Source organism: Mesorhizobium sp. B2-7-2 (assembly GCF_006440775.1).
Taxonomy (GTDB): domain Bacteria; phylum Pseudomonadota; class Alphaproteobacteria; order Rhizobiales; family Rhizobiaceae; genus Mesorhizobium.
Genome location: NZ_VFTZ01000003.1, coordinates 86,968 through 109,321, shown reverse-complemented (window position 1 = coordinate 109,321; position 22,354 = coordinate 86,968). Strand labels below are relative to the sequence as shown.

28 protein-coding genes and 1 pseudogene are annotated in these 22,354 nt (G+C 58.7%); 19 read left to right on the top strand and 10 right to left on the bottom strand.

The window, feature by feature from the left end:
* Positions 1-45: 45 nt before the first annotated feature.
* Entirely contained in the window at positions 46-741 is a 696-nt protein-coding gene (locus FJ425_RS05420) for a YafY family protein (RefSeq protein ID WP_140722210.1), read from the bottom strand.
* Positions 742-833: 92 nt separating this feature from the next.
* On the opposite strand from FJ425_RS05420, the gene FJ425_RS05415 reads away from it, so the two are divergent.
* From FJ425_RS05415 to FJ425_RS05380, 8 genes are all read left to right on the top strand, one after another.
* Positions 834-1,232 carry a VOC family protein gene (locus FJ425_RS05415; protein ID WP_140691910.1) on the top strand — a complete coding sequence of 133 codons (399 nt, stop codon included), beginning with the start codon at positions 834-836 and terminating at the stop codon, positions 1,230-1,232.
* Between the two features lie 188 nt (positions 1,233-1,420).
* Positions 1,421-1,948 (top strand): hypothetical protein, encoded by a 528-nt coding sequence (locus FJ425_RS31945; RefSeq protein WP_246677878.1) that lies wholly within the window; start codon positions 1,421-1,423, stop codon positions 1,946-1,948.
* A 177-nt stretch (positions 1,949-2,125) separates the two neighbouring features.
* Entirely contained in the window at positions 2,126-2,344 is a 219-nt protein-coding gene (locus tag FJ425_RS31940) for a hypothetical protein (protein WP_246677877.1), read from the top strand.
* Between the two features lie 92 nt (positions 2,345-2,436).
* A complete protein-coding gene (locus FJ425_RS05405; RefSeq protein WP_140722208.1) occupies positions 2,437-2,694 on the top strand; it encodes a hypothetical protein in 258 nt (85 codons plus the stop codon).
* 341 nt (positions 2,695-3,035) lie between these two features.
* Positions 3,036-3,260: a hypothetical protein gene (locus FJ425_RS05400; protein ID WP_246677876.1), complete on the top strand. Its 225-nt coding sequence runs from the start codon at positions 3,036-3,038 to the stop codon at positions 3,258-3,260.
* A complete protein-coding gene (locus tag FJ425_RS05395; protein WP_140691918.1) occupies positions 3,261-3,509 on the top strand; it encodes a DUF982 domain-containing protein in 249 nt (82 codons plus the stop codon).
* Between the two features lie 85 nt (positions 3,510-3,594).
* On the top strand, positions 3,595-3,777 hold the full coding sequence (locus FJ425_RS05390) for a hypothetical protein (RefSeq protein ID WP_140691922.1): 183 nt from the start codon (positions 3,595-3,597) through the stop codon (positions 3,775-3,777).
* A gap of 913 nt (positions 3,778-4,690) precedes the next feature.
* Entirely contained in the window at positions 4,691-4,876 is a 186-nt protein-coding gene (locus FJ425_RS05380; protein ID WP_140691926.1) for a hypothetical protein, read from the top strand.
* A gap of 28 nt (positions 4,877-4,904) precedes the next feature.
* On the opposite strand, the gene FJ425_RS05375 is transcribed toward FJ425_RS05380, so the two are convergent.
* Positions 4,905-5,120: a hypothetical protein gene (locus FJ425_RS05375; protein WP_140691931.1), complete on the bottom strand. Its 216-nt coding sequence runs from the start codon at positions 5,118-5,120 to the stop codon at positions 4,905-4,907.
* Between the two features lie 24 nt (positions 5,121-5,144).
* Here FJ425_RS05375 and FJ425_RS05370 point away from each other — a divergent pair, with 24 nt between their 5' ends.
* A complete protein-coding gene (locus FJ425_RS05370) occupies positions 5,145-5,375 on the top strand; it encodes a hypothetical protein (RefSeq protein WP_140691936.1) in 231 nt (76 codons plus the stop codon).
* A gap of 57 nt (positions 5,376-5,432) precedes the next feature.
* On the opposite strand, the gene FJ425_RS05365 is transcribed toward FJ425_RS05370, so the two are convergent.
* Together FJ425_RS05365 and FJ425_RS05360 are read right to left on the bottom strand one after the other, a co-directional pair.
* Positions 5,433-5,726, bottom strand: a complete 294-nt coding sequence (locus tag FJ425_RS05365) for a hypothetical protein (RefSeq protein WP_140722206.1) — start codon at positions 5,724-5,726, stop codon at positions 5,433-5,435.
* A gap of 484 nt (positions 5,727-6,210) precedes the next feature.
* On the bottom strand, positions 6,211-6,582 hold the full coding sequence (locus tag FJ425_RS05360) for a hypothetical protein (RefSeq protein ID WP_140722204.1): 372 nt from the start codon (positions 6,580-6,582) through the stop codon (positions 6,211-6,213).
* 254 nt (positions 6,583-6,836) lie between these two features.
* Here FJ425_RS05360 and FJ425_RS05355 point away from each other — a divergent pair, with 254 nt between their 5' ends.
* Positions 6,837-7,145, top strand: a complete 309-nt coding sequence (locus FJ425_RS05355; protein ID WP_140691947.1) for a hypothetical protein — start codon at positions 6,837-6,839, stop codon at positions 7,143-7,145.
* Between the two features lie 356 nt (positions 7,146-7,501).
* Here the strand turns inward: FJ425_RS05355 and FJ425_RS05350 are convergent, their stop codons facing one another.
* Positions 7,502-8,164, bottom strand: a complete 663-nt coding sequence (locus FJ425_RS05350; RefSeq protein WP_140722202.1) for a hypothetical protein — start codon at positions 8,162-8,164, stop codon at positions 7,502-7,504.
* Positions 8,165-8,222: 58 nt separating this feature from the next.
* On the opposite strand from FJ425_RS05350, the gene FJ425_RS05345 reads away from it, so the two are divergent.
* Positions 8,223-8,432, top strand: coding sequence for a hypothetical protein (locus FJ425_RS05345; protein ID WP_140691955.1), 210 nt, complete (start codon positions 8,223-8,225; stop codon positions 8,430-8,432).
* A gap of 12 nt (positions 8,433-8,444) precedes the next feature.
* Positions 8,445-8,714 (top strand): hypothetical protein, encoded by a 270-nt coding sequence (locus tag FJ425_RS05340; RefSeq protein ID WP_246677875.1) that lies wholly within the window; start codon positions 8,445-8,447, stop codon positions 8,712-8,714.
* A gap of 668 nt (positions 8,715-9,382) precedes the next feature.
* Here FJ425_RS05340 and FJ425_RS05335 read toward each other — a convergent pair.
* The 3 genes from FJ425_RS05335 to FJ425_RS05325 all read right to left on the bottom strand — a co-directional run bounded on the left by FJ425_RS05335 (position 9,383) and on the right by FJ425_RS05325 (position 14,857).
* Positions 9,383-10,930, bottom strand: a complete 1,548-nt coding sequence (locus FJ425_RS05335) for a response regulator (protein WP_140722200.1) — start codon at positions 10,928-10,930, stop codon at positions 9,383-9,385.
* A gap of 1 nt (position 10,931) precedes the next feature.
* Positions 10,932-11,276: an Hpt domain-containing protein gene (locus FJ425_RS05330; protein WP_140691973.1), complete on the bottom strand. Its 345-nt coding sequence runs from the start codon at positions 11,274-11,276 to the stop codon at positions 10,932-10,934.
* Positions 11,277-11,479: 203 nt separating this feature from the next.
* Complete coding sequence (locus tag FJ425_RS05325) at positions 11,480-14,857, bottom strand: GAF domain-containing protein (RefSeq protein ID WP_181175807.1); 3,378 nt, start codon at positions 14,855-14,857, stop codon at positions 11,480-11,482.
* A gap of 464 nt (positions 14,858-15,321) precedes the next feature.
* On the opposite strand from FJ425_RS05325, the gene FJ425_RS05320 reads away from it, so the two are divergent.
* On the top strand, positions 15,322-15,774 hold the full coding sequence (locus FJ425_RS05320) for a MucR family transcriptional regulator (RefSeq protein ID WP_140692004.1): 453 nt from the start codon (positions 15,322-15,324) through the stop codon (positions 15,772-15,774).
* Positions 15,775-16,020: 246 nt separating this feature from the next.
* Here the strand turns inward: FJ425_RS05320 and FJ425_RS31480 are convergent, their stop codons facing one another.
* Positions 16,021-16,293: a hypothetical protein gene (locus tag FJ425_RS31480; RefSeq protein ID WP_181175805.1), complete on the bottom strand. Its 273-nt coding sequence runs from the start codon at positions 16,291-16,293 to the stop codon at positions 16,021-16,023.
* Between the two features lie 145 nt (positions 16,294-16,438).
* Between FJ425_RS31480 and FJ425_RS05310 the strand changes: the two genes are divergently transcribed.
* Genes FJ425_RS05310 through FJ425_RS05300 form a run of 3 tightly spaced genes read left to right on the top strand, consistent with a single transcriptional unit; the run spans position 16,439 to position 17,426 of the window.
* The gene (locus tag FJ425_RS05310) at positions 16,439-16,882 is read left to right on the top strand and encodes a hypothetical protein (protein ID WP_140692034.1); all 444 of its coding nucleotides are present in this window, start codon (positions 16,439-16,441) and stop codon (positions 16,880-16,882) included.
* 11 nt (positions 16,883-16,893) lie between these two features.
* Complete coding sequence (locus tag FJ425_RS05305; RefSeq protein ID WP_140692052.1) at positions 16,894-17,187, top strand: hypothetical protein; 294 nt, start codon at positions 16,894-16,896, stop codon at positions 17,185-17,187.
* Positions 17,184-17,426, top strand: coding sequence for a hypothetical protein (locus FJ425_RS05300; RefSeq protein ID WP_140692067.1), 243 nt, complete (start codon positions 17,184-17,186; stop codon positions 17,424-17,426). Before FJ425_RS05305 ends, FJ425_RS05300 begins: the two co-directional genes overlap by 4 nt.
* Before the next feature lie 386 nt (positions 17,427-17,812).
* On the opposite strand, the pseudogene FJ425_RS05295 reads toward FJ425_RS05300, so the two are convergent.
* Positions 17,813-18,673 (bottom strand): annotated as a pseudogene (locus FJ425_RS05295) (ATP-dependent DNA ligase).
* Between the two features lie 572 nt (positions 18,674-19,245).
* On the opposite strand from FJ425_RS05295, the gene FJ425_RS05290 reads away from it, so the two are divergent.
* From FJ425_RS05290 to FJ425_RS05280, 3 genes are all read left to right on the top strand, one after another.
* Entirely contained in the window at positions 19,246-20,076 is an 831-nt protein-coding gene (locus FJ425_RS05290; RefSeq protein ID WP_246677874.1) for an excalibur calcium-binding domain-containing protein, read from the top strand.
* Between the two features lie 262 nt (positions 20,077-20,338).
* Positions 20,339-20,587 (top strand): hypothetical protein, encoded by a 249-nt coding sequence (locus FJ425_RS05285; protein ID WP_140692095.1) that lies wholly within the window; start codon positions 20,339-20,341, stop codon positions 20,585-20,587.
* A gap of 12 nt (positions 20,588-20,599) precedes the next feature.
* A complete protein-coding gene (locus FJ425_RS05280; RefSeq protein ID WP_246677873.1) occupies positions 20,600-21,949 on the top strand; it encodes a tyrosine-type recombinase/integrase in 1,350 nt (449 codons plus the stop codon).
* Positions 21,950-22,354 lie beyond the last annotated feature (405 nt).

Sequence of the window (22,354 nt, the reverse complement as noted above, 5' to 3'; positions counted from 1 at the left end):
CAGGCAAGCGACCTAGGAAGCGGACTAGGACTATCACCAAACGTGTTAGCGGACAGGAAGTTGTTTCTCTCGCAATGTCTGCCAGCGCCGACGCAACTCACCATCGCGTAGGGAAATGGCCTCTTCTGAAACCTCCACCGCCACAATGCGATCGGTGCGGAAGTGCCGAAAGTCCTGCCGCAGTTCACACCAGGCCACCAGCAGTCGGCTGGTCTCGGAATAACCGAGAATGACCGGCCACACAGTGCGCGTTGTCGTCTCATCGGCTTTCGAGCGATAGCGAAGACGCAGCTTTCGTCCGTCGCGAATTGCCTGGCGGATAGGCGCAATATTGATGGTCTCGTTCGGCGGCGATTGCACCGGCCGTATGGTCATGCTTGGTTCGGCGATGAACGGCCGCAGTGCATCGGGAACGACGGCAGCGATTTTGCTGACGACATCGCTAGCAGCAGTGGCGATGAGCGCATCCGAATGAGAGGAAACCCATTTGGCGCCCAGAACGATGGCTTCAATCTCGTCTGGCGTGAACATGAGGGGCGGCATGTCGAACCCAGGATGGAGAATATAGCCGAAGCCGGCCTCACCGGTAATCGGCACCCGCTGGCCCATGAGGTCGGCGATGTCGCGGTAGACCGTGCGCTTCGAAACCTCCAGTTCCTGCGAGATAGCAGCGGCCGTCACCGGCCGGCTGCTGCGCCGCAGGATCTGGATGAGCTGAAAAAGACGGTCGGCTCTGCGCATATGCTGACTCCTGCTGCCATAATGCTGGCAACAGCGATGTGAGACAAGCCTGTGAAGATGCGGCAAAGGCGTCGCCATCGCAGGAGGTTTTCATGAAATTCGCATCCGCTCGCATCATCGCCGGCGACATCAAACAGATGGTCGCCTTCTACGAAATGGTCACCGGGGTCACGGCAAACTGGCTGGCGCCGGTCTTTGCCGAACTCGTCACCCCTGGCGCAGTCCTTGCGATCGGCTCGGTGGAGACTGTATCGCTCTGGCAGGAAAACAGCGCCCAGCCAGGAGATAACCGCACTGTTTTTCTCGAGTTTCAGGTCGATGACGTTGATGCCGAATACGCGCGCCTCAAGGATAGCGTTCCCCTTGTGCATGAACTCAAGACCATGCCTTGGGGCAACAAGACATTCCAGTTCCGCGACCCGGAAGGAAGTGCGGTATCGCTCTTCATGCCGGCAACGGAAGATGCCAAACGCCGGTTCATAGGACGATAATCAGAATGACAGATAGGGTGCGCGAGCGCCCCGCGCGCAGTAGGCTATGCAACAATGGCAAACATGGCGTCGCAGACGTAGCGCTTTCCGTCATCGCGTCGAATGACTGCTATCGGGGTATTGGAGCTCGATGGCGAACGTCTGTGCTAGGGTCGAAAACTGCCGCTAGACTGGAAAACAGGTGAAGATTGTCGCTCCAACAACATGGAGCACAAGAGACGGATATATCAAACCAGACTACCTGCCTCGATCCCTACTTCACGTCGTTCGAGGAAAGTCTTTCTTCCAGGAACTACAAACCTGACACCCTTACGAATTATCGCTACCTGCTTCGTCGCTTCGCCCGCTTTCTCGAGGCCGAGGGCATTGCGCCGTCGGCTTTGACGCCGGACCTTGCTGTCGAGTTGGGACGCCGATTGCCGCCCACGCCGAAGAGCCGGATCAAGGTGACCAATCTTGCCAGGCTGTTCGTCGCGCATCTGATTGAAATAGGAGTGGCGACACGACCGCCGCTGACACCTGCGCAGGCAGAGCGCGCTGAGCTGCCGAGCAACTTCGAAACCTACCTTCTGCGACAGCGCGGCCTCAGCCCGCGCACGGTCTATCACGTGCTCCGGTTCGCGGATGCTTTCTCGATCATCGCTTCGGCGACCATATGCTCGATCTGCCCGCTCTGGCCGCGCGAGATGTCGTGGCATTCATGGAGCACCTTCTGACGCGCAAGCGACCGTTCCGCGACAAGACACCAGCCACGCATTTGCGCAGCTTCTTTCAATATCTGTTCGCTCAGGGCCTTACGACTACGCACCTGTCGCTTTGCGTCCCTCGGGTGCATTAAACCCTGGGGCGCAAGACTTCCTCGTCATCTGTTGCCTGACGAGGTGGAGGCAGTCGTGGCCTCGGTCCGCGCCAATTCGCGGCGCGGTGCACGCGACTACGCCATGCTGCTGATGGCCCGCCTTGGCTTGCGCGCGCTCGAGGTCATGGCGATCCTACTCGACGATATCGACTGGCGCGCCGGAGAACTGCTGGTTCGCGGAAAAGGCCAGCAACATGATCGGCTGCCTATCCCGCCGGACGCCCGTCGCCGCGAATGCCTCCCTCAATGTTGATGACTTGGCTATCCTTGAACGGACGGTTGGGTGCCCGATGCGCCACGGCTTGTGCCAAAGCAGGGGTAAACTTCTCTGATCTCAAGTGCCTGATGGACCACAGCCGCAAGGGCGACGTTACGATTGGCTATATCATTCCAGACGACGACGATATCCGCGTTGCCGCACAGAGCGTGGCCGATAAAATGGACGAGCTGTTCGGGTTGGTCAAAGCACCCGAGCCAATAAAGGAATCACAGAAACGGTTCTATCATCCGGCCAACGGCTATCTCGCCCGCGAGCGGGCAATCACAACGCCGCAGCCAGCCGCCAACTTCCAGACGATCACGCTCCGTTCTCCAAAACGTTGATTATTCAAGCACCTGCTAATGTGCTACGGTCCACGGCAGTTCGCAGGTGCCCGGCCCATGTCCCCCTAACCCCGGTACCCTGGGGTTAGCCTGCGAGCAAATTAGGGTCAGTCGCTCATGCTGGTGGCTGGCCCTATTCTTGTGTTTCCCATCAATGCCGCTATCGTCACCCCCAGTTCGACAGCACTGGGAGACCCCCCTCGACGGTGCTGCGGGCTGTGAGGGTCGGGTCGTCGGGGTAGACGATTCGGCCCTCTTTCTTTCCACGCAGATTTTCATTGCTTTCCCGGGGGTCTTGCCGCAACGGTAGGCACTCGGGTTTGCAGGGTGGAGTTGGGCTGGTGGACGTTCAAGCCGACCATGGTCGGGCGAGCACCGCTAAAAAGCTTGTCCATGCAGCGCTCCTAAACGCGCCGTTTGGCGAAACGGTTTCGATCAAAGAAGCCATCGCTGCCGTCCGCGAACAGGGTCCCAATCTCACCGAGACCGATTGCCAACTCACCGAATGCATCATGTACGAGGCGATATTGCTTGGCCGGTTCGTCGCCTTCGACATGCACGAATAGATGCGCACGCATGGCACGCTATGGTTCTCGCCGCCGGTCTCGGTGAAGACCCGCCAAACGGGCGTCCGCTATGAGGTCAACAACGTCCAGGCAGCCGCCGAGAACCTGCTTGAGTGGCCCGAGCGTGGCCGCCACTGGAATAAGGCGGTGCAGGCTTGCCTCGCCGCACTAGCTGGCGATCTGACCCCGGATGATGTGCGCGCCGCATTCGAGACGGCGGCACGCAAGGAAGGCATGCTGCTCGATTGATAGCAGGGCAATTCGATCGGGGAACGATTCGCTCCCGGGTGAGTTCCGCCCTTGAGGGCCGGCCCCCAAGGGATGCCACTGCTCAATGTCTACGCTCAACGAATCTCCCCAAATCTTTCGGCAGCTGGCCACTTCAGAAGGTTTCCGTCGGAGGTTGCGCAAGCAGCTGGACTTGGGCGTTGAACTGACGCTGCCGAAGTCCTTCACTGAATTGCTAGGGGCGCTGGATCAGCAGGAAGAGGAACAGACGCTGGCCCGCAGGCACTGAATTCTCAGCCTACCCAAAGAAAAGCCCATCGCAGCTATTGAGGGTAGGCGACGGGCTTCCCGCGACGGAGAGAGCAGCTACACCTCGGCGGATCGACTGCATCGACTAAATCACCAAGCCGTGAATTCGTTCCATGATGGGACACTTTTATTGGTCGGCTAGGCCGCTCTGCTGACGCCCTAGCGACGGAGTTCATATCCTCACCGCCAGCTTGCTGGCCTGGGACTCCTTGGAACAGTGCTAGGGGCTATGAGGGTCGAGTCGGCCGGGTAGACGATTCGGCCCTCATCCGATTTGACCCCTCACTCGGATGCTCGGGACGGACGAATGGGAAAAGGCTTGGTATAGTCGCGAGCAACGGACCGACTTATTAGGACAGGTCGACGAGATTCACCAACGAAGCGCCGACGTCGCGGCCATAGAACAGTTTGTCGGGAAGCGACTGGCGGACCTCTTCCCGAAAGTCTTGCCTTCCGCAACGACCGGGGCGCCCCAATGTTCTCTTTGTTTCTGGCCATATCGAACCCCGAGCCGAAGGCTATTGGGCTGGCAACCAAGATCGGGAATCACATTCTCAAGGCGTCGATGGAACGGGCATCTCGTCATAAAGGCGACCGTTGAAAGTTCGGCCGGCTGCTTTCTTATTCTTCCCGCCCGCCGCCGTCGGGATCATGCTGGAGCTTCTGGGACGGGTGCTCCCCGTCCTAGGTGTCCCCTAGGCCCGGCGGCTTACCACTCCCCCGAAGATACGTTGGCTGCCGGGCCGCCCTTCTACCAGCCATCAGCGCGCATTCCTCGTCGCCGCTCTCTTGGCACCGCCGAAGCGCCGATCGCGTCTTGGCGCCTCGCTGTGGCCCGATGTAGGTCCCACGGGACGCTGGTGCTATGCTTGCGTAAAGCGTGGGAGCAACAAATGGCCTACACTGTCATCTGGTATGGAGTACGGGGCATTATCGACAAGGTGACCTTTGACGCTGAGAAAATGGCGAAGGATCACGCAATCACCATGTTCCCGACTCGAAAGGGTGACGATGGAGTAGTGTCGGTCGAAGTTCGCAAGGACAACGGCGCTGTCGTCTTCAGCCACGCGGAGAATTAGGAAAAGCTCTCAGGCCAAAGGTTGCGGCCTATGCCGCCTGCCTGCGAACCGCCTGCTGCCTGTCCAGGGGCAGCTTGGCGAACTGGCGGACGGTGATCCCGCAGCCCAAGGCCAGCACCGCGGCATGCCGTTTCTCGCCCCGCAGACGGCCAAGGCGCGCGTATTGCCATTCGTTGGGCAGGCGATAGGTGCCGACGAGAGAGCCCGTTTGCGTTGCAGCCTCCAGTTGCGCAATTCTGCTCATGCGAATCTTTTCGGGGGATAGACAATGTTTCACGACATTTGCCTGGAAGCCTATCGTCTGGGCGGGGTGGACGCAGTCAACTCACTCCTCAAGCAGCAATTTCCGGCCGATGCCGATCGGATCCGCGCTATGGAAGATCTTGAAGACACTGGTTATTGGTCGATCTCGTGGCACGAGAAAAAGCATCCCGACGGCGGGATGTACCGCGACTTCGGAAATGTGAGGGAATACCTAGCCGACGAGGGAGAGCATTGATGGTCCGTTTGTTGCACGAAGCGTTCCTAATGAGGGCCTGCAATTATGCCCGCCAGCTTATGGGCAAGGCGTCCAGCCCTTACGCATCTCCGGAGTCATCGCATGATTCGTGAACTGCAGATTTCGGTCGTCGCGGCCGGCGGCACGGCATTCGTGGCAGTAGACGATCTTGATCAGACCCCAATGCATGGCGGAATGATCCGGCCCGAGCCGCTTCACCATCTCGGCTATGTCGAGCGCGGCCACGCGTTTGCACGTTAGGCAGCTCACCGACAGGCCTGTGCCGGCCTTCACTTTCTTGCCCAGCGTATCTTCAACGAAGGGGTATTCTTTGCCCACGGCGATCTCCAACGAGGTCGCCCCATCCGAGTGAGATATGGCGTTCGGAGATCATCGTTGGCAAGAGGCCGGAGCAAAGATCATTCTCCCTCGGCCGCGGTTCGCGCTAGGCGACGGGCTGTTGTGAGAATGGCCAGCCTTGAGGCTGGCTACGGCGCACGTATTAACAGCCTCTAAAATGCAAAGCCCGCTGCCGGGGGGTCCAACAGCGGGCTCCAGCAATTGGCTACACCCCTGAAGGATCGACCATTTACCGTATATTAATCATCACTTATTGAAGCCGCCGCCGTCAACCTTCCCAAGCTTCCGCGATCACACCATGTCGATCGCAGATGCTTTAGCTACTTTGCATATGCGGCGGACCCCCAGGACCGCCAGGCCGGCGCCCGCTTTCGGGCAATTCTCCCAATGAGAAGGCGTCGGCTACCTTTAGCCCGCTGCTGGTGTGGGGGCACACCAGCAGCGGGCTATCGGGGTTAGCCGCCAAGGGATCGTTTCAGCCGCCAGCGAGGAATGGCAAGGCCTTCGATAGCGCGTCGTCCTGCAATGAGGACTGAGGTCCGAATGCTTCCCGGCCCGAAATCTCCGATTTGATGCTAACGTTTGCAACCGAGCGCCCGAACGTGTCGCGGATCGTGCAGGTTAGATCGCGATCACCGGCCGGGAACCTTCGTAGGAGGTCGAGTGCCGTTGCCTTGGCTTGCACAAAGCCTTTGAAGGTGCCTCCACGGGCATCGTGGTAGACATCACCGCCATGACATAGGTCGAAGAAGAAGCGAGGCATGGGGGCGATTTTAGCAAGGCCCCGTACAAGGTTCATTATCCGTTTGAGGGACAAGAGTTCATCCGCTGATTTGGGGTGGATCATAAGGAAGCCCGTCCTGTCAGGGGCGGGGGTTACTCTGGTTTGCGTTGACGCGCTTTAGCATGTGTTCGTTGCCGGAAAAGAAAAGCCCGTCGCGGCTAATAGCGTAAAGCGACGGGCTTTGTTCCTGAGGCGGCTGCATCCCTGAAGGAGAATACTGCTCGCATTTCCAACGTGTCACCGCCGTCACTGTTCCCAACGATTTGGAACATTAGAATAAGCTTGACTAAGCGGTAAGCCGCCCCAGAGTCGTTCCCATGGCTAAAGGCAGCATCAACATCGGCGATGAAGTCGCCATCACCGCGACCGTGCGCAGGCGGGTGACAGAAGATCGGGTGAGCGTCTCGATCCCGTCCTATAGCCAGCCGCATTCCATCGTAGACCGGATATCGAAGGTGAAGCACGGCCAGCCGATCGAGCTGATAGGCGATGTCACCCGCGTCAACGAGGGCAAGGTGACGGTCAATCTCGGCGTTCCGGTGACCGTCGATATCGATGCTGTCAGACTGGTGACCGCTTACGTGCCGCCGAAGCGAAAGGCGCCGCTCGTCGACAAGCCGACTTAGTGGGGCAATTGGCTCATGACGAACACAAGCACGGCGCCGATCGCAAAGACGAGCATGAGAGCGACGAGGCGCAAACGCTTGGAGAATATCTGACGATGAGGCCGGGCTACTTTTGCGCCATTATATGCGCTGTAGATGCGCCGGCCGTCTTCGCCGAACCGGTCGCTGTTCGGGTAAGCTTTCTTAGGCTTTGGCCGCGGTTGAAGTATCCCCATCGGGTCGAATGATAATGCATTGGAGACCGCAATGCACGAGGCTCGCTACCGGCCTGGCTTCGCGATCGTCCACGGCGGGTGGAGCCTGCCTGCCATCACCCTCAATCGCGATATCCTGTAGCGATGAACTAGGCCTTCAGGTCAGCGTGATCTTCGGATCGATGTAGAACGTTGCCGACGCCTTAGCCGCGCACATCCGAACGAAAATCCAGCCCTTCTGCTGAGGCGTGAAGGTGGCGGCCAGCTTAAACGCCGATGTCGAGCGCCCCAGGTCAAGGTGCTTGTCGAGACCGCTGCGGCAGCGGCCAGCGTATCGGCCGGACATGTTCTGACGAAGGAGCTTTTCGGCGATGATACCGAGCCCGGATATTCGACCTCGATCCAAATCTCGTCATTGTTCGGCAGAGAGGCAGCGATACCCTCAACGGTCGCCGTCACACTTGATCCGGTGGTATCGCTCCAGATCGCGATCTTCTCGCTTTCGAACGGGAAGTGTCGGGCGGCGTTCGCAGTGGTATCGATCTTCCATGAAAAAGTCGTCGCGCCGTCGCTGGCGCCGCCAATCCTGACGACGGTGGTTTCTTCCTTGGCGGTCCCCTCGAACCGGATGCGTTCGTTGCTTGTAGATGGTGCCGCCGGAGTCGCGGAGGATATAATCAATCGTGCCGGCATCAGATAGGCGTTGGCCCAATCAGCACCGGTAGCGGCGCCGCCGGCGGCCAGGACGGTCGCAAGCGCCAGCGCGGTGAGGATGAGCGAGGCGATCGAGGGGCTCGACGCGCGACCTGGCTGCCACAGGAACAAATGCCGGGCTCGCTTGTTGATTCCGCGAAGGGACCTCAGCCCGCAAGGAAACGGGAGGATGCTTGAACTTGTCGTTCTCGAAATGGCGGTCGCAAGGCAACGCGCGCAGCGAGCCGAGCGCACCCTGAAGCAGGCCACGGCTATGCTCGACGAAAAGCACGGCCTCGCGGTCAGCCTTGCACTGTGCTGCCGGATCCGAGCCGGCCAAGCGAGAGCGAAGGCAGCCAAGCGGCGGCGGCTGAAGATAACGCCGCCGACCGCCCATTGAGGAGCCGATACCATGACGACGATGATGTTCGCTCCCCTCGATTTCGACCACCGCGAAGAGCGCTCCGATCTGCACCGGGCAGCGCGGCTGGAAATGCTGCACGATCGTCTGGCGAAGCGTCTTGACCGTATTGAACGCGCTGCCGATGAGGTCGAGAAGGCGGCCGCGCTTCTGGTCGACGTCACGCACGGCAACGCGACAGAGGCATTCGAAGACGCCATTCGCAGCAATTCGTCGGCGGCGTTCCTTCACCTTGACGCGGGCCAGACATTGGGCATGTGAAGCGAACCGGGCTGTTATGTGCCCCTCATGGCTTCGAGCATTTCGCCTCGTCGCGCCCTTCCGGCCAGCGCCGCCACCATTCGCGCTCGAGTACGCTTGCCACAAGGTCGCCGGCCGGCGTCCGTCATGATCGGCTTGGTGTTCGGCGAGGAAGCGCACGTCGGGCATCCGCTCGCCTCTGACAGGCAGCCAAGGGCCTGATTGATCCATGCGGCAGGGGCGCGGTAGGTTGGCGTCATGCGCGCCTCCGCATCGGCAGAATGTGGCGGCGGATTGTTCGGCTGCTGCATATGGCGCTCGCGCCACATGCGCTTGGCGATGCCAGGAATCGCGCTGATCACCTTGGCCGTCGGCTTGCCGCCTATGCAAAAAGATCAAGCTGGTCGGGGTGAGTTCTCTTGCGCTTAGCCGGTGCCTGGTAAACCGTCCAAAAAGCGAAGCTAGTGTCCTGCTTTGTCCAAAAGCACCCTCAAGTCGGGCTGAGGCGCGACCCTGAAAGTTCGAAAAGCTTCCAAGAACCCCAGTCGATGGCGAATTGTAGAACCGCCTGCTGACCGCTTTGGGGCCGGAAGCCGACGGGCAGCTTTTCAGCGGTGATAGTCAAAACCAGACCTTCAGGCATTTCTTCGACGTGAACTGTCCCGCGGGTAGATCGTTGACCGGATCTTTCATTCCGTGGGCGACGACAGCAACTGCGGGACGAACTCCTCCGATGTGTCGTCAAATAGGGGCGGTTCTTCTTCAGCCTCCTGCTTGGGCTCGACCATCAGGAGACCAACGACGATGAGCGCCAGAGAGACCCAGGTGAGCGCCGGTATCGCCTCACCCAGCAAAAGCATGCTCCAGCCTATGCCGGCTGCGGTGACTGCGTAGGCGTTCTGGCTTGCAAAAACAGCGCCTGTGCTGGAGATCAGCGCGATGAAAAGCAGCATCGCCAAATTGCCGGCAACGGCCATTAGAACGACGATCATGCCAAGCCGTCCGGTCAGTAGATCAAAAGGGATGAAATCCCGATAGAAAGCTGCCAGCGGCATCAGCATCAAAACCGAAGCAACAAGGGTGATGCCGAACAGAGCGACGCTATCGATGGCAGCAGGCTTGTACTCCGAGAGGTAAATATCCTCGGTCGCGTAAGTGATCGGGATGACGAGTGCAATGGCAAGCCACAACCAACTGGTCGCCATTTCCGCCGGCTCTCCATAGAGAAGTATGATGAAGATACCGGCGAGACCCAGTCCAAGTCCCAAAAACCGCCTCAGATTGGGCGCCTCCGTCCGCATCAAGGAAGCGAACAGGAATACGGCGAATCCCTCGAGGACGATGACAATAGAGACGATGAAGGCGGGAAGCTTGCTTGCCAGCCAATAGACCAGCACCTGATTGATCACCGAGCTGATGAATGCAAGGATGAGAATGAACTTCCAATCCGAGCGCGTAAGATCAGCAAAGCGGGGCATTGTCTGCCGCTTCATGCTTATCCCGATGCAGAACACAGCCCCAATCACGTCAATAAGGAGCGCCAGTCCGATCGGATGAGCTTCAACGAGTGAAGCCATCTTCGATAGTGGCACGACAAGGCCCCATAATCCTCCGCAAGCCAGCAGCAGCAGTGCGCCACGGAATGTGCGGATATTCTGCCGCATTTTGCGCTCGCGATCATAGACCTTCTGGGCCATTGTGGCGAAAACCGTAGCGAGCTTGCCCAGACCATCCGGGCGGCCTGCCACATCGCGGATGCCGAGCTTTGAAGGATTGAACCTCCCGCTTTCCAAGGTCGCGGCCGCCTTCGTCAGCTTTGTCACCTGCCGCAGATATTCTTTCTCGATGTCGCGCAGCCTCTTCTTCTCGATGCAGGTGGAAACCCGTGCCTTGAGAAGTGCGAGTTCGAAGTCCTTGGGCAGGAAATCCTCGGCCCCCAATTCGATCGCCTTGACGACGCTGCTCATCTCATCGTCGAGCGCGGAAATCACAATAACCGGAACATCCCGCGTTCTGGACGATACCTTAAGATTCTTCAGTACCTCGAAGCCGTCCATTACCGGCATGATGATGTCGAGAAGGATGAGATCGAAATTTTCGGTGGCGAGCAGTTCGAGCGCCGCCCGGCCGCTGTCTACCGCCGCGGCTTGGTGGCCGAGAGCCTCGACCGATTTCTTGAGCTTGATCCTTATGGTCCGGGAGTCGTCAACGATGAGAATCCTGCCAGGGTTGCTCAAATTATTCTCCCAAATTTAAGATCATTCGAAGCTCCGTCACGGCGGCGTCGAACGCGCGCTGTGCATTGTCGATTTCCGCCAAATCCGTCGGCCCGCCACTTGCGCATCGCGCCTCGACCCGGGCGCAGATTTGGCTGAGTTCGGCCGCACCCATGTCCCGCGCGTTGGATTTCAGGGAGTGGGCAGCCCGCCGGATGGCGGTCAGGTCGGAAGCCGGACCCGACCGCATGTCTTGCATGATGGATGCGCCCTCCTCGAGGAAAGACTCCACGAGCTCTACAAGGTCGGCTTCTTCGCCACCGATAAGCTCGCGCAGTTTATCAAGTGCCCCTATATCGATCGCCACGATGTCCCTCGATTTCGACCGCGAATTTCTATCGGCGCTGGCGATGTACGATCGAAATCGACCGCCCTGCTTGAATTCGTCAGCGTTCCCTCGCGCTGAAAAGGTAGACTATCGCGGGCGCGCTAAATTAGCGATAGCGCATCATTTTTCGTTCAATGCTGCAACGGCTGGTGGCGATTGCGCCAAGATCCGACCTTTGCATTTCAGAGCCTTGGCACGCTGGGCTCCTGGAAATCTCTCCCTGCACCGGCAAGTCTCTGCCCGCCAGCCAGCACCGCCTTGTTCAGCGAGGCGATGAGGTCTTCCACGCGCAGCGGCTTACTGAGGTAATCATCCATCCCTGCATCCAGATATCTCTCGCGATCACCGGCCATTGCGTTGGCGGTCAGGGCGATGATGAACGGCTGACGCGCATGTTGGCTGCTGGACGCGCGGATCAATCTTGTCGCTTCGAGACCGTCCATGTCAGGCATTTCGATATCCATCAGGATAACGCCATGGCTGCCCTGGGTATATGCAGCGACTGCCGACTGCCCGTCGACCGCCAGTTGCGGCTTGTACCCCAGGCGCTCGAGCACCTTGGAGCCAAGTTTCCGGTTGGTGGCATTGTCGTCGACCAGGAGGATGCGAAGCGGAAATTTCTCCGCCATCGTACTGTCGAGTGCCGGCGCCTTCAGCTGATCGGATCGGATGGAGCGTATCGGAGTTCCGGCAAAGATCGACAGCAATGCATTGAGCAACGGTGATGGCTTGATTGGCTTGGAAAGCATGGCCGCAAACTTGATACTTTCCATCTCTTTTTTCTTGTCTTCCGGTATGGGCACCACTGAACTGAGCAGCAACAACGGAACGCTGCCGTTGCCTTCGAGCGCGCGTATTTGCCTGGCCAGTTCGATCCCATCCATGCCGGGCATGTTCATGTCGAGAACGATGACATCGAAAACCTCACCTCCCGCAAGCCGTCGAAGCGCGTCGGCGGGATGTTCGATTGCTGATGCAGCCATATCCCAGGCCTGTGCCTGCAAGGATATGATGCGCCGATTTGTTGCGTTATCGTCGACGATCAGCAGCCGCTTGCCAGCCAGTTCATCCTTCGTCGGCAGCAGTTGTGTCGCTCTTTGGCTCGAGGCAACCGGAGCGCGGATGGTGAAAAAGAATGTCGTGCCTTTTCCTTCGGCGCTCTCCACCCAAATCTCACCGCCCATCAATTCCACCAGACGCCTGCTGATCGCCAGACCGAGCCCGGTTCCGCCATAGCGTCTCGTCGTGGAAGCATCGACCTGGCTGAATGATTTGAACAGGCGATCCATCCGGTCCTTGGCTATGCCGATACCGGTATCGCGCACCGCGAACTGGAGCGTACACGTTTTGCGCTCGCCCTCGCCCTGCGGACTGGTGCCCGCGGCTCCGGACGGCACCTCCATCACGGAAAGCACGACCTCTCCCCGCTCGGTGAATTTGACGGCATTGTTGAGCAGGTTGATCAGAACCTGCCTTAGACGGTTATTGTCGGCGACAATACTTTCCGGCGTGCCGGGCTCAACGACATAGCCGAGGTCCAATCCCTTCTCTGCTGTCCTTGGCGCAATCAAATCGATCGCGCTTTCGAGGCACTCGCGCAATTCGAACTGCCGGGGATCGAGATCAAGCTTGCCCGCCTCGACCTTGGAAAAATCGAGTATGTCGTTGATGATGGTCAGCAGCGCTTCCGCGCTGTTGTTTATCGTCTCGCCGATTTCCCGCTGCTCATCGTCAAGTTTGGTAGCCAGCATCAGGTTGGCCATGCCGATAACGCCGTTCATCGGCGTGCGGATTTCATGGCTCATGGTAGCAAGGAACGTGCTCTTGGCTTCGTTGGCAGCCTCCGCCGCCTCCTTTGCCTCTGTCAACGCCGGCGAAAGCTCCTTGAGCTCGGTGAACAGTTGTGCGTTGTGAAGCGCCGCACCCGCATTGGCGGCGATGGTCGAAAGCAGCCGCAGCGAATTTTCGTTGAACATACCCTCTCGTGTCGTACTCTGCACACTGATCACTCCGACATTGCCCTGAGCGGTCTTGATCGGAACACCAAGATACGAAAGTGCATCCTTGCCAACCGGAGTTGCTCCGATTTCCGCGCCGCGTTCCGCGACATCCTGGTTGATGAGCAACGGCTCGCCGGTTTCCAGGATCTTGCTTGTAAGGCCCTCGCCGAGCTTGAGTGTGGTGAAGGCTTCGCCGAACTGATAAGGAAAATGGATCAGCTTTGTGTCCGGATCGAGCAGAGCGACGTAGACTATATCGGCGCTGAAAATCTCCTGCATCTGATCGCCGATCAGCTGGATTGTGTTGCCAAGTTCGGCTTCGCCGATGAGTGCTTGACTGACCTTGCTGATCGCACCCAGTTCAGCAGCTCGGTGCTCCGTTTCCTTTAGAAGCCTCTGGGTCTCATCGAAGAAGCGGGCGTTGGCAATCGCGACACCCATATTGGAAGCTATCGTCTGCAACAATCGTACGTGATTCTCATCGAAGGCATTCTTTTCGTAGCTTTGAACACTAACCACTCCGAGCGTTCTCTCGCCCGAATTGATCGGCACGCCAATGTATGATGAGGTCCTGTCATCTTCGTCTGGAAAATAGGCACCGCGCGTTTTTCCTTCCTCCATGGTGCTGAAAACCAGCGGCTTCCCCGTGGAGATAATTTCCGACGTAAGCCCTAACCCCATCGGGAACGGCTCGATGGTTTTGTGACCTCTATAGTAAGCGTAAGGAACTCGAACTACACCGGATTGACTGTCGTGCAGCAGAATCTCACTGACCTCGGTGCCGAAGGCCTCCCTGACCTTATCGCCAACCAGCCGAATAATCGTGTCGACGTTCAGTGACTTCGTCATCGCTTCGCCAACGCCGTTGAGAATGGCCAATTCCTTGGCCCGGTCTTGCGCCACTTTCAGGAGCCGCTGCGTCTCGTCGAAGAGGTAGGCGTTGGCGATGGCAACGCCCATGCTGGCCGAGAGCCCTTGGAGCAGGCGAACATGATCTTCGTTGAAGGCGTTTTTTCTGTAGCTCTGCACGCTAACCACACCCAGCGTCCTATTCCCGGCAATAATAGGCACACCGAGATAGGTTTCAGTCTTGTCCTCTTCCTTGGGCATCAGGGCGCCCAACTCGATTGCATCCTCGAAAGTTCCCAGGAACAGTGGCTTACCCGACAACATAACTCTCGAGGTAAGTCCTTCGCCCATCGCAAAAGGTTCAGGGTACTGGTAATTGCCGTCGAATGCATAGGAGACGTTGATCAAATTGGACGTTTCGTCGTGCAGCAGGATTTCCGTCAAATCCGCGCCGAACATCTCGCGAACCTTGTCGCCAACGATACGGGTCACTGTTTCGACATTCAGCGTCTTGGCAGTCGCTTCGCCGACGCTGTTGAGGATGGCCAGTTCCTTGGTGCGTTCCTCGGTGAATTGAATCAATCGCTTGTTTTCGGCGGAAAGACGGTCAAATTCGATTGCCGCAGCTGCCTCGGCCTTTTCCAGCTCTGCAATACGCCGGTTTGCGGATTCAAGGCGGCTGGAAAGGTCGTTTTCGACTGAGCCCTGCATGTCGGCTTCTCCCAAAAGGGACATTCCGCCAAGTTCGAGCGGAACGCTTCCCTCAACCCATCGTATATTAGCAAGCAATGTTACATGCCAGATCCCCGATTGACAGTACCTGCGAGGCTTGGCCTGAGGGGAACAAGCTAGACTCCCGATGCAGACTACATGTCTGCTTTCAGCGGGTGGCAAGATTGCCTTCAGCGGCCGACATCAGGCGCAAAGCGGCCTTAGGCGAGCTTGGCTATGCGCCCCTGGATGAGTCGGACCTTTCCACGGTCCGCACTGTAACGACCATCCATCGCTCCACGCCGACGGTGCAAAAGCGACTGGCCACATTGGCTGAAGCTCGAGCCACCGACTAGCCAGCCCATCTGGCTCATCGCGAGTAAATGACCGCGTGACGGAATCGTAGACCTTTTGGCAAAACCGGCTAAGAGAGATGCAGCTATACGCGAATTGGAGCTTTTTGCATGCCCGACGAGAGTGAGAACAGCCGAGGCCAGTTGATGGCGCTTACCGCAGACATTGTATCTGCTTATGTCGGACACAACGCTGTGCCGCCTGCCTCGCTCCCCGGTCTGATCCAAAGCGTGAATTCGTCGCTCTCGAAAATCGGCAAGGCGGCAGAGCCCGAGACGCCGTCCCTGTCGCCCGCGGTCAATCCCAAGCGATCGGTGTTTCCCGACTACATTGTCTGTCTCGAGGACGGGAAGAAGTTCAAATCGCTGAAGCGCCATCTCGGCGTGCATTATGGTCTAACGCCCGACGAGTACCGGGCCAAATGGGGCTTGGCGCGCGACTATCCGATGGTGGCACCGAACTATGCGGCACAGCGGTCAGAGTTGGCGAAGTCCAGCGGGCTTGGTCGGAAGCCCGGAGCGAAGCCGGTGAGGAGAGCGGCGGCAAAGCGGGCCGCAAAGTGAGGACACTCGGCCGTGCGCTGTTTCACATAGTGGGCGGCCTTTTCGTAGCCGCCGCCTTTCTTCAATGGATCACTTACGACTACCCGGACTTTAATCCTTTGCCTTCGGCGCCGTCTTTGCGCCAGGGATGCTCTCGCAGTTGTTCAGCTGGATACTGGTTTGTTTTCTTGCAACGACAGGCCTGACGTTGATCGCCTTTGCGCGAACCTGGGGACAAAGGGTTTAGGTACCGTTGTCTGCCGTGGTCTACTCATCCCGCCAGATCACCCGCTTCTCCCATCGGATCTGCACCAAGCGCCGGAACCGGATCGTGTGCGCTTGCTCGCCGGTCGCGTAGAATAGCTGGGCGCTCATCCACTCACGGCTGCCGCACTTCTGGCAGCGCGCCTTGTCCCTCACCTCATCGATCGTGACGTTGCCGATGACCTCCCGTAACTCGAGCGGCTTATAGTAGCGAGTGATGTTGCATTTGCCGCAGCGGATGCCGGCCACCTGCACGGCGTCGTGAGCATGCGTCAACGTCCAGCGGGCGCCTCTCGGCCACTTCTCGGGTTGCTCCGGCATACGGTGAAATGAGGAACTTAATCCTACTCGGTCAAGAGGCTCTTGACTCCAGCGTTCTCTTTTTGTTCACTGATGTCCTGACAGCCGCAGGAGGCCGCTCATGGAGATTATGATGGACGCCAGGGGAGCCACCCCTGAAGAAAAACAGCGCGGTCTCGCCGCAGCTCGGGCCGTGATCAAGCAATCTGGCTTGACCGCGGAGAAAGCGGCTGAAGGTTCATTCGCGGTCGAAGGCTGGGATGACATGGGCTTTCCGCCAGACCAAGAACCCTCGGAAGACGAGTATGCTGCCGCTGATGTTTGGTGGGCGGCCAGCAATGCCGCGATCAAGGCATGCTGTGAGGGCTGGTCGGACGAGAAGCGGAGTGAAGTTCGCGGTTTGCAACTGCTGCACGACCCCGAAACGCAGCTTGTCGATCGTGTCACCGCGCTGGCGCGTCTGCGCGCCATCATTCAAGCGGAGGACGGCAAGAACGAATTCTATGACGAAAGGGTCGCTCTGCTGGCCAATGTTGCGACCGACGAGATGGCCGATGGGCAGTAGGAGCATGACCGATGTCCCGACATCAATTCGTGCATGAACTGGAAAGCACCGCCGACCACATTGCGGACGCTTCTCGGGCAGACCTGCAGGTGCTGTTGCGGCGGGCCGCGCTGCTGATCAGAAACGCCGGTGGGGTCAGCCTTGATCCCCGCACCGATGACGCGCTGACCAGCCTGGCGGCCGAGATGGGCACTGCCAAGCCGGATCTGGTGGAAACGATCGTCGGCGAATGGCTCGTCGCGAACGCCTATCTGCCGGTGCCGCGACAGTTGGACGAAGAAAGAACGGTGGACGGCAACGGATGATCAGCGGACCGAGGCGCGAAGGCGACTACCCCGACCGAGAGGTCGACTGCCAGGAAGCAATGGAGCCCGGCTTTCAGGCATGGTGGACATGCTTGAAGCAGGGATGGGCGCGCGGCGAAGTCCTACGCTCGCTGCGTCGGCTGATTGCGGCCGACAATATGACCCAGAAGGAAAACGCCAAGGTCGAGGTAGAGCTTTCCATTGCTCGGGCGATGATCCGGGCCGGCAGGCAACTTTGATGGAAATGGCAGTTCCGATCTACATAGGCGCGATCGACTAGCGAGCGCCGGCGCCGGATTTGACCAGCTGCAGTAGAATGGAGAAAAAGAAACCCGCCGGGCGAAGCCCCCAACAACCTCAAGCCCGGCGAGCCTCACCTGATCAGAGCATGCGACCAGGACCGCGATTAACCGGCAGTGGGTTCGGTGCAAGTCGGATGCCAGGGCCTGCGTTTCGAAATGAAACAGATTTTGATCGACAGGCCTTTGGCTAAACGGGGGAGAACGGCAGTCCAAGGGTTTTTGTGCGCGCCTGCTAATATTACGCTTCGAATCAGCCGGCACCCCTGGCCGGTTAGGCCCGGCAGCCTCCTCATTGTCACCCCAACGACGGGCTGTCGGGCCGCTTAATAGGTCCCTTCCTCTCGAAAATCCTGCAGCGAAGCATGGCGGAGATCATCCTCGCCACGCAGATGCCTCACACGGCCGACTAGGCCCGGTTTGACCCTTGCGTCGCCGGCCGCTTCATGCCCTTCGGCGGTGCCCCTGGACGTTCTTGGACGCATTGCCAGAGCCGTTCCCGGACCTCCCTGCCGGCGTTGATAAAGGCCGAACCTACATAGCGCCCTGTGCCCCGCTCTGCCATCAGAGCGAAGGCTGGCTTGCCCGGCTCGCGTTCGACGCCAAGCAGGTCGTATTCATCGATCGTGTAGCACTTGGCCTTGAGCCAGTTGGTGGATGGTCCAGAGTGGTACTTGCTGTCGTTTCGCTTCGAGACGACCCCTTCAAGCCCTGCCTGATCGACAAGATGGAAGATGGCCGATCCGGTGCCTGGCAGCGCTTCACTGAACTGGATCCGCTGGCCAGCATGGATTTCGCCTGCAGCACCTCGCGACGGTCATCTAGAGGCATGTCTCGCAAGTCATGGCCGTTGAGGTGCAGCAGATCGAAGGCCACGGAATAGAGGTCGTGCTGGCGCCGGGTGATCGCCTTGCGCAACTCGCCGAAGTCTGAGATGCCGGCTTCGTTCAAGACGATTCGCCATCGATGATCGCGCTTTGGACGTCGAGCCCTTTGGCCGTCTCCACCAGGTCGTGATATTTGGCTGTCCAGTCGAAACCGCGACGGGTGAATATCCGCACGTCGCCATCGTCGATGACAATCTGCGATCGGTAGCCGTCAAACTTGAACTCATGAGTCCAGTCATCGCCCTCGGGCGGCTTGTCGACCAGTGTCGGCATCAGAGGTGGAACGAACATCAAACGCACGCACGGAACCCCAACAACCGCGATTCAAGGCGGCATGGCTAATTTAGTTCGGGAACATTTTAGTTAAAGTGAATGTTTTCGGGCATGACGAAACTGTCAGACCTTGGGCCGCCCATTGTCGGCAAGCGGCATGGCAGCCAGCCAAAGAACGAAGCCGATCATTTTCACCCATGCCCTATATGCGGCCAGGCGGTCCACTGGCGCGATTTGCGGCAAGTCATCTGCCATGAGCAGCCGGGCATAAGCCGCTTCAGCTAGACGCGTGAATGCTGCGCTCTGACAATTCGGGCTTCTCGCAAAAGCGCGGGGCGGTCGCGGCCAACTGCCTTTATCAGCCTTCTAGCCTGAGCGTCTGAGATTCCTGTTTTCTCTTTCAGCAGAATGACGAGCTGTTTGTCGTCAATTCGGCCATAGGCACGGCCTTCGACATGTTCTCTCATGTGACAATCCTCCTTCAACCAAATCCGGAAGGGCCCCTAAATGTTTCATCAAATGTCGAGTGAATGGCCAGTCCCGTCTACCGCTGGACCTCCGCGACATTTGAGGGCATTCTCCCCTGCGGGGGAAAGGGCTTGGATAGATCACGTCACGACAATCGGTCTGACCATTGGCGGAAGCGCATTGGCGCCAGGCGCCGTCGCGCAACCCTATTAGCCAGCGTGCCAAAGCGGCTCGTCTTCGTCACGGTCGCCGTGTTCGCAGCTTTGATTGCTCAGTTCGCCATGCAGCATCGGGGCGATGCGCCCGAAATCAACCTGCCGAACTTGGTCGGACCGAGGCCGGCGCCGATCACCGGCATTGCATCGGTCATCGACGGCGACACGATAGAAATTCATGAGCAGCGGATCCGCTTCAACGGCATCGACGCGCCGGAGAGTCGCCAATACTGCGAAGACCCCAAGGGCTTCGAATATCCCTGCGGCCGGCGGTCGGCCGACGCGCTGGATAGCTTCCTGGCGGCATCGAGGCCCGTCCGGTGCACGTTCGTGGAGTGGGATCGCTATCACCGCTTCGTGGGTGACTGCAGGCGCGCCGACCGCGCCAGCGTGGCGGCATGGATGGTCGAGCATGGCCAGGCGCTCGATTGGCCGCGCTACAGCCATAGCGCCTACGCGCCGCAACAGGCTAAGGCAGAGGTGGCGAAGTTCGGTTTATGGGTCGGGAAATTCGAAGCCCCTTGGGACTGGCGCGCGTCGCACGCCGACGCCGCGGCGCCGGCGAAACAGCCGCTTGGTATTGTCAGCCGCAAGCTCGCGGCGCAGAGCGGCTATTCGTGTGAGCCGCGGCGAACGTGTAAGCAGATCAGCTCGTGCGACGAGGCCCAATGGTATCTGCAGAACTGTTCGTGGGGTGGGAAGCTGGATCGTGATGGCGACGGCGTGGCGTGCGAGACGCTGTGTTAATGGCGGCTTAATCGGGGTTACACGTGGCCCTTATGCCACGCGTCGTCGATAGCAAAAGAGGGCTTCTTCGATAGTGGGTCTTGCGATGTAGCGCTCTCCCGACTCGAACCCCTGAAACTCACACAATTATCCTATTTATACGCCGTGACCGCAATTCACCGCAGGACTCGATCGGAGCCCTTCCGGCGGAGATCTATACAGTCTAAACCCTGATCGTGAACGGAAGTCTGTGCACCAGGGCGCACATGCCGGCGGCAAAATCATGAAAAGCGACACCCTCTCCTATCCTCCTCGCGGCCTCTCACGCGAAGAAGCCGCCCGATATGTTGGCGTGGGCATAACCAAATTCGACCAGATGGTTGCTGACCGCCGCATGCCGAAGCCGAAGAAAGTTGACGGTCGTGTGATTTGGGATCGCCTTAAAGTCGAAGCAGCGTTTGCCGAACTACCTGGAGACGATGAAGAGAATATCGTCGACTTCCTGTTGCAAGGGAATCATCGCAGGGAATAGATTCATTCCGCTATGACCGACAAATATCCCGGCCTCTCTTCCTACACCGATCGCCATGGAAAACTTCGCTGGCGCTATCGAACGAAAGAGCGCGTGGTTAGTCTACCCGCTCCTAATCAGCCAGGATTCAAGGACGCCTACCAAGCAGCGGTCGAGGGCCGGAAAGTCCCCAAGGCGCCCGTCGTCCGTATGCCTGGAGCCGCCCTGCCCGGTACATTTGGAGCGGCCTTTCAACGGTTGAAGATCTCAGTCAAGTGGCTGGCGCTGGACGAAGCCAGCAAGCGCAAGAACACGCGGCTGATCGAAGAATTTCTGGAACTGCGGGTGGTCGCAGATCATCCGCTCACCTGGCGCGACGTAGCGGTTAAGAACCTGAGACGTATCCATGTCGAAGAGCTTCTTGGCCGCTTCATTGCCACACCTCACAAGGCCAAGCACCTGTTGGTGGGCATACGCAAGTTGGTCTATGTCGCGCTGCGGCAAGACTGGATCGAAATCGACCCCACCGCGGCGGTCGAGTGGCGGCCTGCTTATGCCGGCTGGAAAGCATGGTCGCGCGAAGCCATGGCGCAATTCGAAAACCGTTGGCAGCTCGGCACCGCGGCACGCACTTGCTATGGTTTGGCGCTCTGGCTCGGCAACCGCCGCGGCGACGTCGCTGGCCTGCGCTGGGACCAGAGGGTCACCCGTCGTGTCTTCATCGATGGCATCGAGCGTCACTTCGACGGGTTTGATATCGTTCAGGCCAAGAACAAGGGACGCACTGGCGGTAAGCGGCTTTTCGTGCCGATCACACCGATGCTGTCTGAAATCCTGGATGCGGCCGACAGGCGCGGCGAGACCGTTTTGGTCAACGGTTATGGTGAGCCCTTCTCCGCCAAGTCACTGACTGGGATGATGGCGCATTGGTGCAAGCTCGCCGGTCTTCCAAAAGGTCTGACCCTACATGGTCTGAGGAAGTCGCTCGGTGTTTATTTGGCGGAGGCCGAGGCCTCAACCAGACAGCTCATGGACGTACTAGGGCACGACGACATCGATCATGCGGAGCTCTATTCGCGCGAGGCATCGCAGGTTCGCCTGGCGGTCCAGGGAATGGACCGAGTCGTGCGTCTCGTGACGCGCAAGCCGATGCTTGGCGAACCTCGTGGCGAACCTCGTGGCGAACCACCCTATAAGGCATTGATAAATAACGATAATGGTGGGCCCGGAGGGCGTCTTAAGATCGTTGATTGTATTGAGTTTTTCGTGGGCCAGAAACGGAAAGCTTCCCATATCGTTCCGTATGCTCCCGTGACGCCATTTGGTCCGTTCCAACTAAGTTTGCGAAAGTTTCAGAGCCATGCTTCAGAATCAGCACATTAGGCGTGAAAGCAGCTCTTCTGGAGAATCGCTCGCAGAAGAGCTGCAGTGCCTACCCCTCTCCTGGAACCATGGGGTCTTGTCGAACACGGAGTGCAGTATGCATGGGCTTATCGAAACTCGCGATGGCGCCTCCATGGTTAGATAGAGGCCCGTCACCATGCGAGAAGAGATGTCCAACGCCAATTTCAGCCAAGGCCAAGGCCGTCCGAGCGGTAGACGCGTTTCTTCGTCGACAACGAATACGTCAACTATGATCGGTTGCACAAGTTCAAGCCGCCGCGGCACCGAAAGGGCACCTGGCGTGGTTGTAGCTTTGATGACCTCGCTCTCGCGCTTACACCCCTCACCCGTAGATCGACATCTTCAACCCGGGATTTGATGGAGAGCCAGTTTGGTGGAGCAAGG